Consider the following 12,823-nt stretch of genomic DNA (forward strand, 5'->3'; position numbering starts at 1 on the left):
GTCGGGGCAGTGCTCGCCGCGGCCGGGCCGCGGGTCGTGCTGGATCCGACGTGCCGGATCAGTCGTGCTGGATCAGACGTGCTGGATCAGACGTGCTGGATCAGACGCTGACGCCGAAGTCGCGCGCGATACCGGTCAGGCCACTGGCATAGCCCTGGCCGACGGCGCGGAACTTCCACTCGGTGCCGTTGCGGTACAGCTCGCCGAAGACCATCGCGGTCTCGGTCGAGGCGTCCTCGGAGAGGTCGTAGCGGGCCAGCTCGGCGCCGTCCGCGTCGTTGACCACGCGGATGAAGGCGTTGCGGACCTGGCCGAACGACTGGCCGCGGCTGTCCCCGTCGTAGATGGAGACGGGGAAGACGATGGAGGCGATCTCGGCGGGCACGGCGGCCAGGTTGACCGCGACCTGCTCGTCGTCGCCGTCGCCCTCACCGGTCAGGTTGTCGCCCTTGTGGGTGATCGAACCGTCCGGGGAGGCCAGGTTGTTGAAGAACACGAAGTACTGGTCCGACAGGATCTTCTTGCTCTCGCCCAGACCCAGCGCGCTGGCGTCCAGGTCGAAGTCCGTGCCGGTGGTGGTGCGGACGTCCCAGCCCAGGCCCACGGTGACCGCGGTCAGGCCGGGGGCCGCCTTGGTCAGGGAGACGTTGCCGCCCTTGGAGAGACTGACACCCATGAGGAAGATCCTTTCGACGGTGTGCGGAGCTGTTCCGGATCGACCACCGGCCCCGGGAGGGGCGGTGGCGCCGATCGTCGTCGGGCAGCGGGGCGCCCGGCGGGATGCCCCGGGCGGTACCGACGCTGAACGACGGCGACGAGGGTGCAACTCCGGCGACGCGGACATCGTTCCCGGCCCCGGCGTGCAACCCCCGGCGAGGGCCGACCCCCGGTGATCGGCCCCGTCCGATCCTGCGCCCTGTCCCGGGCCCGCGCATCCCGGCCCAGGCACCCGGCGGGCGACCGGATTCCGTCGGGCGGGTGAATTCCTGCGCCCGGGCCGCCGACCGCGGCGCGGGGGCCCCTATCGTGATTCACCCCGCTGCCGTTCCCGCCGGCCGCTCAGCTCTACGCAGGCCCCGTCGGCGACAAGGAGATCAGGTGCGTCATTTCGGGCAGCTCCCGTCCGCCGTGCGTCAGGAACTGTTCTTCGCCGACCCCCGGCCGTTCCACGCGCACAGCGATCCCGCCGTGCTGGCCCAGGCGTTGGGCGCCACGCTGTACGTCCCGGCGATCCGCGACGACCTGGCCGGCACGATCCGGCGGCGGGCCCGCGGCGGGGTCCGGTCGATGGTGATCGACCTGGAGGACTCCGTCCCCGACGAGCGCGTCGAGGAGGGTCTGGTGCTGGCCCGGGACGCGCTGGCCGATCTGCACGCCGATCCGCCCGAGGCGCTGCTGTTCGTCCGGGTGCGCACCCCGGAGATGGTGGTGACGCTGCTGGAGAAGCTGGACGCGACCGCCGGCGTGCTGACCGGTCTGGTGCTGCCGAAGTTCTCCTACCAGCGCGGCGAGCAGTACCTGGACGCGATGGTGCGCACGGCGGACGACGCCCGCCCGCCGTTGCTGATCATGCCGGTGCTGGAGACCCCGGAGGTGCTGTACGCGGAGACCCGGGCGGCCGAGCTGCAGGCCATCCGCACCCTGCTGGCCCGGCACCGCGACCGGGTGCTGGCCGTGCGCATCGGCGCCACCGACCTGTGCGGGCTCTACGGGATCCGCCGCGACCGGGACCTGACCGTCTACGACGTCGGTATCGCCGCGCTGTTCATCGCCGACGTGGTGAACCACCTGGGCCGGTCCGACGGCACCGGCTACCCGATCACCGGTCCGGTCTGGGAGTACTTCGCCGGCCACGAACGGATGTTCCGGCCCCAGCTTCGGCAGACGCCGTTCGAGGACCGCGACGCCGAGCGGCTCCGCGCCGACCTGCTGCTGCGCGACATGGACGGCCTGCTCCGCGAGATCGTGCTGGACCGGGTCAACGGGCTGACCGGGAAGACCGTCATCCACCCCTCGCACGTGGACGTGGTGCACGCGCTCTCGGTGGTGCCGCACGAGGAGTTCGTCGACGCGCAGGACGTCCTCGGCGCGGTGTCCGGCGGGGCGCGATCGTCGGAGTTCCGCAACAAGATGAACGAGTCCCGTCCGCACCGGGTGTGGGCCCAGCGCATCGCGCTGCGTGCCGAGGTGTTCGGGGTGTCCCGGCCCAGCATCTCCCACGTGGACATCCTGTCGGCCCTGTGGACCCAGCCGTGACCATCGAGGCGGAACAGGTGACCGGCCCGGACGGCGACGAGCAGTCGTCCTGGGTGACCCGGGAGTTCGGGGTGCACGTGCGTCCGGTCGGACCGGTCGCGGCGGGGGAGCCCGGCCTGGACGGGCTGATCCGCATCGCGCTGCGCCGCAACCCGCGGCGGGCCCAGCTGCTGGTCTCCACCGTGCTGGGCAAGCACATCCCGGCCGACCCGGCCGTGATCACCGCGGCCGGGCACGCGCTGGGCGACCGGGTGCGCGACGCGTTGGGCGGCGAGCGGCCCCGCCTGGTGCTGGGGTTCGCCGAGACGGCGACCAGCCTGGGCCACCTGGTCCACGACGCGGTCGGCGCCGATCTCTACCTGCACTCGACCCGCCGCACCGTGCCCGGGGTCCCGGTGACGGCGGAGTTCTCCGAGAACCACTCGCACGCCACCGGTCACCTGCTCACCCCGTGGCCGGTGGACCCGCTGACCGCGCCGGAGGAGCCGAGCGAGCGGAGGCCGGTGGTGCTGGTCGACGACGAGCTGTCCACCGGGGCGACCGCGCGGGCCGTCATCGCCGAGCTGCACCGGTTGCGGCCGGCGTCGCGCTACGTGCTGGCCGGTCTGGTCGACCTGCGCGGACCCGCCGACGAGCGGACCCTGCAGGACCTGGCCCGTCGGCTGGGTTGCCCGATCGACGTGGTCTCGCTGGCCCGGGGCGAGGTGGAGCTGCCGGACGACGTCATCGCGCAGGTGGCGGCCCGGCTGCCCGACCCGGCGGACTCCCTGGCGGCGGCCGCTGTCACGGTGACCAGGCTCGATCTGCCCTGGCCGGCCGGTCTGCCGCAGGGCGGGCGACACGGGTTCGCCCACGCCGACCGACCCGCCTTCGACGACGCCGTCCGCGGTGCCGCCGAGCGACTGGGCGCCGAGCTCGGCGACCTGCGCCCCGGCCCGCTGCTCGTGCTGGGCAGCGAGGAGCTGATGTACCTGCCGCTGCGGCTGGCCGCCGAGCTGGCCGCGGTCCGCCCGGAGCGGGCCGTGCTCTTCCAGTCCACCACCCGCTCGCCGGTGCACGCGCTGGACGTGGACGGCTACCCCGTCCGTCGCCGGGTCGTGCTGCCCGCCTTCGACCCGGCCGACGACGTTCCCCGGTACGTCTACAACCTCGCCGACCCCGACCGGCCCGTGCCGCCCGCGGCGGTGGTCCTCGTGCTGGACACCACCGATGCCGCCGACGCAGCCGTGGTCGAGCGGGTGGCCGCCGCCCTCACCGCGGCCACCGGCGCCCCGGTGCTCACCGCCGTGCTGGCGCAGGAATCCCGGTGACGCCGGCCCCGCTGACCGGCCCGAGGTTCGGCAGCTACCGCGCCGACGAGGTGTCGTGGCTGCTCACTGATCTCTCCCGCCTCGACCTCGAGGCCGATCTGGCCGTCCGGGAGGCCGCCATCCAGGCGGGGACCGCCCACTATGCGGAGTCCCTGCCGGTCGAGTACCAGCCCGACGCGGCCTACCGGGCGCTGTTCGACGCCGTCCTGATCGAGACCGCCCCGCGGCTCGCCGAGGCCGTCGGCATCGTCACCGAGCTGGTGCTGGCCGAGCGGGGCCCGGACATCGTGCTGGCCTCGCTGGCCCGGGCGGGCACCCCGATCGGCATCCTCATGCGCCGGTGGGCCCGGGCCCGGCACGGGATCGAGCTGCCGCACTACGCGCTGTCCATCGTGCGCGGGCGGGGCATCGACCGGGTCGCCCTGGCGCACCTGGCCGAGCACCACGACCCGGCGTCGGTGGTCTTCGTGGACGGGTGGACCGGCAAGGGCGCCATCGCCAAGGAGCTCACCGCAGCCCTGCAGGAGGTCGCCCGGGACGGCGGCCCGGTCTTCTCCGACAAGCTGGCCGTGCTGGCCGACCCCGGGCACAGCGTGCGCACCTTCGGCACCCGCGACGACTTCCTCATCGCCTCGGCCTGCCTGAACTCCACCGTCTCCGGGCTGGTCTCGCGCACCGTGCTCAACCCGCGGATCCTGCGGCCCGGGCAGTACCACGGGGCGAAGTTCTACGCCGAGCTGGCCGACGGGGACGTCTCCAACCGGTTCCTGGACACGGTCGGCGCGGCCTTCGTCGGGGTGGCCGATCGCGTCGCGCAGGCCTGGCCGCAGGTGCGGGACGGCGACCGGGAGGTGACGTTCGCGGGGTGGCGGGCCGTCGAGGGCATCGCCCGGCGTTACGGCATCGACTCGGTCAACTTCGTGAAGCCGGGGGTGGGGGAGGCGACCCGGGTGCTGCTGCGCCGCGTCCCCGAACGCATCCTCGTCCGCGACCCCGACCACCCCGATCTCGCCCACCTGGCCGTGCTCGCCGCCGGGCGCGGGGTCCCGCTGGAGACGGTGCCCGACCTGCCGTACACCTGCGTCGGCCTGGTCCGGCAGCTGCCGGGGGTGTCCGGTGAGGGCTGACCTGCTCGTCGCCACCGACCTGGACCGCACCATGATCTACTCCGCGGCCGCTCTCGACCTGCCCGGACCGGACGAGCAGGCACCCACGCTGATCTGCGCAGAGGTGCTGGACGGGGTGCCGCTGTCGTTCCTGACGATGGCGGCGCTGGACTCCCTGCGGCAGGTGGACGCCCGTCGTGCCCTGGTCCCGATCACCACCCGCACCGACGCGCAGTACCGGCGGATCCGCTTCCCGGGCGTGCACCCGGGGTACGCGGTCACCACCAACGGCGGGTCGATCCTCGTCGACGGCGTCCGCGACCCGCAGTGGCGGGCGGCGATGGACGCGGCCGTGGCGGCCTCGGCCGTCCCGCTGACCGTCGTCGTCGACCACCTGGCCGAGGCGGCCGTCGGGGACTGGGTGCTCAAGCGGCGGCTGGGGGACGAACTGTTCTGCTATCTGGTGGTGGAGCCCGCCGCTCTGCCCGCCGGATTCGTCGCCGAGCTGGACGGCTGGTGCCGGGCCCGCGGCTGGTGGGTCTCCCGGCAGGGCCGCAAGATCTACGCGATGCCGCTGACGTTGACCAAGGAACGGGCGCTGGCCGAGGTCGCGGACCGGACCGGCGCGCGCGGCTGGCTGGCGGCGGGTGACGGCGCGCTGGACGCCGGCTTCCTGGCCGCCGCGGAGCAGGCGATGCGGCCGCCGCACGGCGAGTTGGCCGCCCTGGGCTGGACCGCGCCCCGGGTGAGCATCGCCACCGCGACCGGGGTGCTGGCCGGGGAAGAGATGGCCGCCTGGTTCGTCGACCGGCTCGGCTGACCTGCCGCCGACGCCGGTCCGACGCCCGCCCGCGCTCCGGGCGCGGCAGACTGCGGTCATGCGTATCGCCGTGGTCGGGGCCAGCGGGAACATCGGGACGGCCCTGTTGCGGGCCCTGCAGGCCGACGGCCGACAGCACGAGGTCATCGGCGTGGTGCGGCGTCCGCCGCCGCCCGAGCCGCCGTACGACGCGGTGCTCTGGCACGCGCTGGACATCGCCGATCCGGTCGCCCCCGAACGCCTGGCCGCGATCGTCGCGGGTGTCGACGTGGTGGTGAACCTGGCCTGGGGCTTCCAGCCGTCGCACGACCCGGCGTACCTGGAGCGGGTCGGGGTCGGCGGGACCCGGGCCGTGCTGGACGCGGTGCGCACCGCGGGCGTCGGGCACCTGGTGCACATGTCCTCGGTGGGCACCTACTCCCCGGCCCGCTCGGGGCAGCGGGTCACCGAGGACTACCCCCGCGACGGCATCCCCTCATCCCCGTACAGCCAGCACAAGGCCGCCGCCGAGCGGCTGCTGGACCGGGCCGAGCGCGACGCCGGCGAGGACCTGCTCATCGCCCGGATGCGGCCGGGCCTGGTGCTGCAGCGCGCGGCCGGCAGCTCCCTGCTGCGGTACGGGCTCCCCGCGCTGGTGCCCGCCGCGGTGCTCCGCTGGCTGCCGCTGCTGCCGCTCGACCAGCAGTTCTGCGTCCCCGTCGTGCACTCCGACGACGTGGCCGACGCGATCGTCCGGGTCGTCGAGCAGCGGGCGGGCGGTGCGTTCAACCTGTCCGCCGAGCCGTCCATCGGTCGCCGCGAGGTGGCCGCCGCGCTGGGTGCCAAGGCCGTGCAGCTGCCGGCGAAGGTGCTGCGGGGCGCGGCCGACCTGGCCTGGCGGCTGCACCTGCAGCCGCTGGACCCGGGGTGGATCGACCTGGCTTTCGGGGTGCCGCTGCTGGACACCACCCGGGCCCGGGACGTGCTGGGGTGGGCGCCGACGGTGGACGCCCGGCGCGCGTTGGGCGAGCTGATCGAGGGCATGCGGGACCGGGACGCCACGGCCAGCCCGGTGCTGCGCCGCCGGTCGACGCGCGAACAGCTGACCGACCTGCTCACCGTCGGACCGATCACCCGCCGCCGGAAGTCCTGACCGACCCGGTCAGCTCAGCCAGCGCCGCAGCTTCTTGTGGTCCAGGTCCGCCCAGGCCGGGGCGAACGCGGCCTCGGCCCGCTCGGCCCGGACCTGCTCGAGGGCGTGCAGCCGGCCGAGGGTGAACGGATTGCCGCCGTCCAGGAACGACCGGACGGCCAGGTCCCGCAGGGTGGCGCGCAGCACGACGCTGTCCTGGTGATCCCCCAGGATCTCCTGGAGGTTCTCCGCCGCCTCGGCCAGCGCCACGGCCGGCTTGCCGAACGCCGGGGCCAGCGCCTGGGCGGCGTACCGCAGCCGCTTGGCCGCCTTGCGGGTCTCGTGGAAGAGCTCGTCCGGTCCCTTCGTCGCGATCACCGGTGAGCCGATCTGCGGGGTCCCGGCGCGGGCGGCCTGCTCCTGCATGGTCTCCACGGCCCGCTTGAGCCGGCGGAAGGCCGCGCCCACCCGGGCGGTGGCCACCTTCTCGGCCGGCCCCTGGGCCTCGGCGGTGAACGGCGCCCCGGCGGCGAGGGTGTCCAGGGCGTCGCGGAGCCGGAAGTACCGCCGGTCGTCCAACGCGGCCAGCACGGCCTCCCGCGCCGTGGCGTAGGTCCGGGCGAAGTGCTCGTCCAACTCGGCGCGCACCGGCCCGATGACCAGCTCGACCGGTTCGGCGGCGAGCACCGCGGCCAGGTGGTCCCGCTGCACCTCGGCGTCCCGCGCCCCGCCCAGCACTCCGGCCAGCCAGGCCAGCTCGCTGCGCAGCGGGTCGGTGACGGCCCGGTCGAGCAGCGGCCCGAAGGTGGACAGCGCGCTGCGCAGTCGGCGGGTGGCCACCCGCATCTGGTGGACGCTGTCCGGGGCGTCCGTCCGCACCGGCCAGTCCTGCGCGGCCAGCGCCTCGACCTGGGCGGTCAGGTGGGCCTGGACGACCAGGGCGGCCGGGCCCCGCCGGGTGGGCGTGGGAGCGGCGGTGGGTGCGGGATAGCGGTCGCCGAGCGCCCGGGCGAGCGGGTCGGCGGTCGCCCCGCGGCGCCCGCCCCGGTCCAGCAGCGCCTCGACCTGGGCGGTCACCTTGCCGGCCGACCCGCCGGTGGCCACGGGGACGTCCCCGCCGGTGGCCGGCTCGACCCACCAGCGCCGCCAGGAGGTCAGCACGGCGACGGCGTCCAGCGTCGCGTGGGAGGAGGAGACGGCGTCGACGACGGTGAGCAGCAGCCGGCCCCGGTCGTCGAGCAGGCGGTGGGCCGTGCGGGTGCTCTCGACGGTCGCGATGGACTGCAGCCGACCCCCGCGGATCTGGCCGCGGACAGCGGCCAGGACCTCGTCGGGCGGCTCGGCGGAGTCCGTCGCCGGGCGACGCAGCTCCGCGCCGGTCGGCAGCCCCTGCAGGATCCACTCGTCGGACTCCCCGCTGGTCCGGCGCAGGGTGAGCCCCTGCCGGAGCAGGGCGGCGCCGGCGGTGTCCCGGAAATCCTCGGTGATCCGGGCGACGTCGATCGCGACCCGGGACACCCCGGGCACCGAGCCCAGGGCGGGCAGGGACGCGGCGGGGGTGACCTCCCGCACGGACAGCTGCGGTGCCGTCATGGCACTCCGTTCGTCGTGGGCGGTCTCCGGTCGCCCCCATGATTCTCCCCGGCCCGGCCCACCGGGCCCGCGGGGTCAGTCCCGGGCGATGTGGAAGGCGGCCAACCGGGCGCCGGTGGCCGGTCCGTGGCCGGTCAGGTCCGACCAGGGTCCGGCGATCCGGAGCACGGCGATGGCCGAGGTGGGGAAGTGCCCGTCGACACCGGCCACCGCGTCCGCGTCCGACCCGGGGCCGGCCAGCGCGAGGGCCAGGGCCGGGATGCCGGGGGCGTGCCCGACGAGCAGCACGGATCGCAGGTCCGGATCGAGCGCGGCCACCAGCTCGCGGAGGTCACCGGGGGCGGCCTCGTAGATCTCCCCGCGGAACTCGGCCGGCGCACCCAGGCCGGTGTGCTCCAGCGTCTGCCGGGTGCGCAGGGCCGTCGAGCAGAGCACGGCGTCGAGCGGCGGCACCTGCTCGTCGATCCAGGCTCCGGCCAGCGCCGCCTCCCGGCGTCCCCGCGCGGCCAGCGGCCGGTCGTGGTCGTCGACACCCGGCGGGTAGCCGGACTTGCCGTGCCGGAGCAGGACCAGCGTGCGGTCAGCCGTCATGACTGCTCGCCGCCTCACGGGCCTGCTCGCCGGTGGGGCTCGCGTCCAGGGCCGGCTGGTCGTCCGGGGCCTCGTCGGGGTCCAGCGTGCCCACCGGTGGTGGCGCCTCGTCCACCACCTGCGACCGGAGGTACTGCGCGATGACGATGGACGTGGCGATGACCGGGACGGCCAGGAACGCGCCGATGATGCCGAACAGCGAGCCACCCGCCGTGACGCCGGCGATGACGACGGCGGCGTTCAGCTTGAGGGTCTTGCCGACCAGGATCGGCTGCAGCACGTTGCCCTCGATCTGCTGCACGGCGAGCACGACGAGCAGCACGAAGAACGCCGTCCACACCCCGTTGGAGACCAGGGCCACGAGGACGGCGACACCGCCGGCCACGAAGGCGCCGACGATGGGGATGAATCCGCCGAGGAAGGTGATGACGCCGATCGGCAGGGCCAGCGGCACGCCGAGCAGGAAGACGCCGAGCCCGATGAAGATGCCGTCCACCGCGGCGACGGCGGCCTGCGACCAGATGTACTGGGCCAGCGCCGACCACACCCGGCCGGCCACCTCGTCGAGGTGGTAGCCGGTCCGCACGCCGACCCACCGCTCGAGCCACGGCAGGAACTTCGGGCCGTCCTTGAGCATGAAGAAGGTCAGGATCAGCGCGAGCACCACGGTGACCAGGAGCGACCCGATCGCGGCCAACGAGGTCAGCGCGGTGGTGGCGATGGTCTGCGCGTTGTCCTGCAGGTAGCTGGTGGCCTGGCTGATCAGATCGCCCAGCCCCTTGTCGTCCAGGTTGAACGGCGGCTCGCTGAGCCAGGTCTGCAGCGAGGCCAGCCCGGCGGACGCCTGGTTCGCCAACGGCTGGGCCTGCGCGGTGACGACCGGGACGATCAGCCAGATCGCCGCGGCGATGAGCGCGAACAGGCCGATCAGGCCGAGGGCGGCGGCCAGGGCGGGCGGCAGCTTGCGCCGCATCCAGCGGACGGGCGGCCACAGGACGGACGACAGGACCAGGGCGAGGAGCACCGGCAGCAGGATCGGCCACAGCCAGGCGAAGAGCTGGGCCAGCACCCACAGGCCGGCCGCGATGATCAGCAGGCGCAGTGTCCAGCGGGCGCTGGTGTGCACCCCGTCCGCGAGGCGTCGGCGGGCGGCCGGGTCGTCGGCGGACAGGTCGACCCCGCTGCCGGGAGCAGGGGTGTCGCTGCCGCCGGTTGAGCGTCGTCCGAACATGGGTCTCCCTCCGGGGCGGAGGGATCCGCCGGACCCATCCTCCCCGGCGAGGCATCCCGAGCCGACCAGGTCGCCACGGAGAGTTGCCGAAGGACGCGCTGCGGAGTGTGCTGGCGGGCATGGTGCAATCGGTGGAGTTGCTGTTCGAGGGCCCGGCGGAGGAATGCGTCCGGGAGCAGTGGGCGGTGCTGGAGGCGGCGGGGTTGCCCAGCCAGGCCCGGCACACGGCCGTGTCGAACCGGCCCCACGTGACCCTGGCCGTCGCGGAGGAGATCCCGCACGCGGTGGAACGGGACATCGCCGCGGCGGTCGGGGATCTGCCCCTGGAACTCGTCCTCGGCGGGTTGCTGGTGTTCGGCTCCCGCTCCTGCGTGCTCGCCCGCCTGGTCCTGCCGACCGCGGAGCTGCTGGAGCTGCAGGCCCGGCTGGCCGCCGTGCTCGAGCAGGCCGGCATCGCCCGGCGGCCGCACCTGGAACCCGGCCGGTGGACCCCGCACGTCACCCTGGCCCGGCGGATGCGCCCCGAGCAGCTCGGCGAGGCGGTCGGCCTGGTCGGTGACGACACCGCCGTGGAGATCCTCGGCCACCAGGTGCGCCGCTGGGACTCCGACGCGCGGCGCACGTGGACCGTGCTGCCCTGAGCGGACCGGGCGTCAGCCGCGCCGGGCCGCCAGGGCGACGAGCTCGCGTGCCGGCCCGGCGGGTGGGTGCGGACCGGAGCGCCACACCGCGCGCAGCTCTCGGTGCAGGTCGAGCCCGGCCACCGGGACGCGCCGGAGCCGGCCGAGAGCAAGGTCGTCGGCCACGGCCAGCGCGCTGAGCACCCCCGGCGCGGTGCCCGCGGTGATCGCGGCCCGCATGGCGGTGCTGCTGGACACCTCCAGGGCGGGTGGGGCGGGAACGACGTCGGGCAGGGCGACGTGCAGGGCGCCGGCCAGTGCGTCCCGGGTGCCGGACCCCGGTTCCCGGCTGACCAGCGCGGTCCGGGCGAGCAGCGCCGCGGTGATCGCTCCCCGCCGCCGGGCCCATGGGTGGGTGGGCGGCACCACGACGACCAGGTCGTCCCCGGCCACCACCCGCGACGGCAGTCCGTCCGGTGCCCGGGGAGTCTCGACGAAGCCCAGGTCCGCCTGGCCGGCGGCCACCTGCCCGGCAACGGCGTCGCTGTTGGCGGCGACGAGCCTGACCTCGGTGGGACTCCCACCGGCGGCCCGCTGCTCGTCACGGAGCCGGACCAGCCAGCGCGGGATCAGGTGCTCGGCGACGGTGAGGCTGGCCGCCACCCGCAGATGGGCGTCCCGGTCGGTCCGCAGCGACTCCACCCCGGCGTCCAGTTCGGCCGCTGCCCCGATCACCGGCCCGGCCCACTGGGCGAGCAGTCCGCCCGCCTCGGTCAGCGTCGAACCCCGCCGGCTGCGGGCCAGCAGCGGCACGCCGACCTGGGCCTCCATCGACCGCATCCGCAGTGACGCGGCCTGCTGGGTCATCCCCAGCCGGACTCCGGCTGCGCCCAGGCTGCCGGTGCTCTGCACGGCCAGCAGGAGCTGCAGGGCGACGAGATCGGGGACCCGGGACGAGAGCACGGACCGATCGCACCACAAGCCGAGCTTGTGAGCTGACAAGGCGCGGCCGGCTACCGACGCGGCGGCGTCGGCGGGAGGGTCGGGACATGACCAGCACCGCCGTCCGGGTTCCCGCCGTCCCGCTCTCCACCGTCCGTCCCGTCGCCCGGGTCGGTCGGCCCACGGCGGCGCACATCACCCCCAACGTGTTCGCCATGGTGATGGGCACCGGCATCGTCGGGACGGCGGCCGCCGGTCTGCCGCTGCAGGTCCCGGGCCTGCGGACGGTGGCCACGGTGATCTGGCTGCTGGCCGCCGCGCTGCTGGTCGTGCTGCTGGCCGCGTTCGTCACGCACTGGGTGCGGTACGCCGAGAACGCCCGGGCGTATCTCGCGGACCGGGTGGCCGTGCAGTTCACCGGGGCGCTGCCGATGGCCCTGCTCACCGTGGGGTCCGGGACGCTGATCCTCGGGGCGCCGGTGCTGGGCACCGGTCTCGCGGTCGGCGTCGACGCGGTGCTCTGGGTGACCGGCACGCTGCTGGGGCTGGCCACCAGCGTGCTCGTGCCGTTCGCGATGATCACCCGCCGGCTGCGCGGCGAGGGCGAGGTGACGGCCCTGCCGGCCTGGCTGATGCCGGTCGTCCCGCCGATGGTCTCGGCCACCGGGGGAGCGCTGCTGCTGCCGCACGTGCCCGCCGGTGAGCTGCGGCTCACCCTGCTGCTGGCCTGCTACGGCCTGGTCGGGCTGAGCCTGCTCGTCGGGATGATGACCCTCACGCTGGTCTGGTCACGCCTGCTGCACGGTGGGGTCCTGCCCACCCAGGCCGCGCCCACCGTCTGGATCTCGCTCGGCATGATCGGCCAGTCCGTCACCGCGGTGAACCTGCTGGGCGCCGGTGCGGCCGGGGTGGTGCCCGCGGCCACCGCCGCCGGCCTGCACGTGTTCGGCGTGGTGTTCGGTCTGCTCATGGGTGGGTTCGGGGCCCTGGTGTTCGTGCTGGCCGTCCTGCTCACCGGGCACGCGGCCCGCACCGGCCTGAGTTTCTCGCTGACCTGGTGGAGTTTCACCTTCCCCATCGGCACCTGCGTGACCGGGGCGACGGCCCTCGGGGCGGCCACCGGGTCCGTGGTGATCCGTGGGCTGGCGGTGGTGCTCTTCGTGGTGCTCGCCGGGGTATGGGCCACGGTGGCCACCGGGACGGTGCGTGGCGTGCTGGCCGGGCGGCTGTTCCGCGGCTGACC

The 12,823-nt window shown here is 74.8% G+C and carries 12 protein-coding genes; 7 read left to right on the forward strand and 5 right to left on the reverse strand.

The genetic code is table 11. The annotated features are described in order from the left end of the window. Nucleotides 1-100 precede the first annotated feature (100 nt). Entirely contained in the window at nt 101-676 is a 576-nt protein-coding gene (locus J2S58_RS15495; protein ID WP_205256536.1) for a TerD family protein, read from the reverse strand. A gap of 422 nt (nt 677-1,098) precedes the next feature. Between J2S58_RS15495 and J2S58_RS15500 the strand changes: the two genes are divergently transcribed. From J2S58_RS15500 to J2S58_RS15520, 5 genes are read left to right on the forward strand one after another with little or no spacing between them, the layout of a single operon-like run. Next, nucleotides 1,099-2,256 carry an HpcH/HpaI aldolase/citrate lyase family protein gene (locus J2S58_RS15500; protein WP_205256535.1) on the forward strand — a complete coding sequence of 386 codons (1,158 nt, stop codon included), beginning with the start codon at nt 1,099-1,101 and terminating at the stop codon, nt 2,254-2,256. Next, a complete protein-coding gene (locus J2S58_RS15505) occupies nt 2,253-3,566 on the forward strand; it encodes a phosphoribosyltransferase family protein (protein ID WP_205256534.1) in 1,314 nt (437 codons plus the stop codon). The genes J2S58_RS15500 and J2S58_RS15505 overlap by 4 nt, the downstream gene beginning before the upstream one ends. After that, complete coding sequence (locus J2S58_RS15510) at nt 3,563-4,693, forward strand: cysteine protease StiP family protein (protein WP_306828818.1); 1,131 nt, start codon at nt 3,563-3,565, stop codon at nt 4,691-4,693. Before J2S58_RS15505 ends, J2S58_RS15510 begins: the two co-directional genes overlap by 4 nt. After that, complete coding sequence (locus tag J2S58_RS15515) at nt 4,683-5,492, forward strand: HAD family hydrolase (RefSeq protein ID WP_205256533.1); 810 nt, start codon at nt 4,683-4,685, stop codon at nt 5,490-5,492. Before J2S58_RS15510 ends, J2S58_RS15515 begins: the two co-directional genes overlap by 11 nt. A 58-nt stretch (nt 5,493-5,550) precedes the next feature. Then, nucleotides 5,551-6,624: an NAD-dependent epimerase/dehydratase family protein gene (locus J2S58_RS15520; protein WP_205256532.1), complete on the forward strand. Its 1,074-nt coding sequence runs from the start codon at nt 5,551-5,553 to the stop codon at nt 6,622-6,624. 9 nt (nt 6,625-6,633) lie between these two features. Here the strand turns inward: J2S58_RS15520 and J2S58_RS15525 are convergent, their stop codons facing one another. The 3 genes from J2S58_RS15525 to J2S58_RS15535 all read right to left on the reverse strand — a co-directional run bounded on the left by J2S58_RS15525 (nt 6,634) and on the right by J2S58_RS15535 (nt 10,018). After that, nucleotides 6,634-8,196, reverse strand: coding sequence for a CYTH and CHAD domain-containing protein (locus J2S58_RS15525; RefSeq protein ID WP_205256531.1), 1,563 nt, complete (start codon nt 8,194-8,196; stop codon nt 6,634-6,636). 75 nt (nt 8,197-8,271) lie between these two features. Continuing rightward, on the reverse strand, nt 8,272-8,787 hold the full coding sequence (locus J2S58_RS15530; protein WP_205256530.1) for a SixA phosphatase family protein: 516 nt from the start codon (nt 8,785-8,787) through the stop codon (nt 8,272-8,274). Next, nucleotides 8,777-10,018 carry an AI-2E family transporter gene (locus tag J2S58_RS15535; protein ID WP_205256529.1) on the reverse strand — a complete coding sequence of 414 codons (1,242 nt, stop codon included), beginning with the start codon at nt 10,016-10,018 and terminating at the stop codon, nt 8,777-8,779. The genes J2S58_RS15530 and J2S58_RS15535 overlap by 11 nt, the downstream gene beginning before the upstream one ends. 119 nt (nt 10,019-10,137) lie before the next feature. Between J2S58_RS15535 and J2S58_RS15540 the strand changes: the two genes are divergently transcribed. After that, nucleotides 10,138-10,659 (forward strand): 2'-5' RNA ligase family protein, encoded by a 522-nt coding sequence (locus J2S58_RS15540; RefSeq protein ID WP_205256528.1) that lies wholly within the window; start codon nt 10,138-10,140, stop codon nt 10,657-10,659. Nucleotides 10,660-10,671: 12 nt separating this feature from the next. Here the strand turns inward: J2S58_RS15540 and J2S58_RS15545 are convergent, their stop codons facing one another. Further along, nucleotides 10,672-11,601 (reverse strand): LysR family transcriptional regulator, encoded by a 930-nt coding sequence (locus J2S58_RS15545; protein ID WP_205256527.1) that lies wholly within the window; start codon nt 11,599-11,601, stop codon nt 10,672-10,674. 86 nt (nt 11,602-11,687) lie between these two features. Between J2S58_RS15545 and J2S58_RS15550 the strand changes: the two genes are divergently transcribed. Next, nucleotides 11,688-12,821, forward strand: coding sequence for a TDT family transporter (locus J2S58_RS15550; protein ID WP_205256526.1), 1,134 nt, complete (start codon nt 11,688-11,690; stop codon nt 12,819-12,821). Nucleotides 12,822-12,823: the final 2 nt, after the last annotated feature.

Source organism: Nakamurella flavida (assembly GCF_030811475.1).
In the GTDB taxonomy this organism is placed as follows: domain Bacteria; phylum Actinomycetota; class Actinomycetes; order Mycobacteriales; family Nakamurellaceae; genus Nakamurella; species Nakamurella flavida.

Bases quoted from the DNA above. Each gene is read 5' to 3' on its own strand.
- J2S58_RS15495 (WP_205256536.1), bottom strand. From the start codon at position 676: ATGGGTGTCAGTCTCTCCAAGGGCGGCAACGTCTCCCTGACCAAGGCG.
- J2S58_RS15520 (WP_205256532.1), top strand. From the start codon at position 5,551: ATGCGTATCGCCGTGGTCGGGGCCAGCGGGAACATCGGGACGGCCCTG.
- J2S58_RS15525 (WP_205256531.1), bottom strand. From the start codon at position 8,196: ATGACGGCACCGCAGCTGTCCGTGCGGGAGGTCACCCCCGCCGCGTCC.
- J2S58_RS15530 (WP_205256530.1), bottom strand. From the start codon at position 8,787: ATGACGGCTGACCGCACGCTGGTCCTGCTCCGGCACGGCAAGTCCGGC.
- J2S58_RS15535 (WP_205256529.1), bottom strand. From the start codon at position 10,018: ATGTTCGGACGACGCTCAACCGGCGGCAGCGACACCCCTGCTCCCGGC.
- J2S58_RS15540 (WP_205256528.1), top strand. From the start codon at position 10,138: ATGGTGCAATCGGTGGAGTTGCTGTTCGAGGGCCCGGCGGAGGAATGC.
- J2S58_RS15550 (WP_205256526.1), top strand. From the start codon at position 11,688: ATGACCAGCACCGCCGTCCGGGTTCCCGCCGTCCCGCTCTCCACCGTC.